This is a genomic window from Burkholderia sp. ABCPW 111 (genome assembly GCF_000773065.1).
In the GTDB taxonomy this organism is placed as follows: domain Bacteria; phylum Pseudomonadota; class Gammaproteobacteria; order Burkholderiales; family Burkholderiaceae; genus Burkholderia; species Burkholderia savannae.
The window spans coordinates 1-1,351 of record NZ_JPWT01000040.1; the positions used below are offsets into that span (position 1 = coordinate 1).

1 protein-coding gene is annotated in these 1,351 nt (G+C 66.8%); it reads right to left on the minus strand.

Annotated elements, in window-relative coordinates; genetic code table 11:
- A partial coding sequence (locus X946_RS05860; protein ID WP_038744853.1) for an aspartate aminotransferase family protein occupies positions 1 to 1,351 on the minus strand: 1,351 nt, incomplete at both ends.

Here is a 1,351-nt window from a genome sequence, read left to right on the forward strand (position 1 = left end):
ACGATCTCGTCGATCTCAGTCTTCGAAACCACGAGCGGCGGCGACAGCAGCATCCGGTCGCCCGTCGCGCGCATGATCAGGTTGCCGTTGAAGCAGTAGTCGCGGCAGATCGTGCCGACCTCGCCGCCGTTCTCGAAGCGCTTGCGCGCGCCCGGCTCGCGCGCGAGCTGCAGGCCCGCGACGAGCCCCGCGCCCGAGATCTCGCCGACGATCGGATGATGCGAAAACGTCTCGCGCAGCAGTTTCTGGAAGTAGGGGCCCGTATCGGTCTTCACGCGCTCGACGATCTTCGCGTCGCGCAGCAATGTCAGGTTCGCCACCGCCACCGCCGCCGCGACCGGATGCCCGGAGTACGTCATCCCGTGATTGAACTCGCCGTGCGCGATCAGCGCGTCGGCGATCCGGTCCGACAGCGCGACCGCGCCCATCGGCACGTAGCCGCTCGTCAGCCCCTTCGCGAGCGTCATCAGATCCGGCTCGAAGCCGAAGTGCCGATGCGCGAACCATTCGCCGGTGCGCCCGAATCCGCCGATCACCTCGTCGGCGACGAGCAGCACGTCGTACTTGCGGCAGATTCGCTCGATCTCGGGCCAGTACGTCGACGGCGGGAAGATCACGCCGCCCGCGCCCTGGAACGGCTCGCCGATGAACGCCGCGACGTTGTCCGCGCCGAGCTCGAGAATCTTCGCCTCGAGCTGCCGCGCGCGCTCGAGCCCGAACGCCTCCGGCGTTTGCCCTTCGCTCGCTTCGCCGAAGTAATAAGGCTGATCGATGTGCACGATGTGCTCGACCTTCGACGGCATCTGCTCGTGCATGTAGCCCATGCCGCCGAGCGTCGCGCCCGCGATCGTCGAGCCGTGATAGCCGTTTTTGCGCGAGATCACGAACTTCTTTTGCGGGCGGTTCTGCGTGCGCCAGTACTGATGCGCGACGCGCAGCACCGTATCGTTGCCCTCGGAGCCGCTGTTGCAATAGAAGAAGCGGTTGAACGACGGCGGCGCGATCTGGGCGAGCAGCGCGGACAGCTCGATGATCGGCGGGTGCGTGGTCTTGAAGAACGTGTTGTAGAACGGCAGTTCGCGCAGCTGCCGGCTGCCGGCCTCGATCAGCTCCTCGCGCCCGTAGCCGACGTTCACGCACCAGAGCCCGGCCATCCCGTCGATGATCTTGTTGCCGTCGGAATCCCACAGATACACGCCCTCGGCCTTCACGATCACGCGGCTGCCCGTGCGATTGAGCGAGCCCATGTCCGAGAACGGATGGATATGGTGCGCCGCGTCGAGCGCGCGATATTCGGCGCTCGTGCGGCGCTGCTGCGCGTGTGCGCCGGATGCGGGCGCGGTGGGCGCGG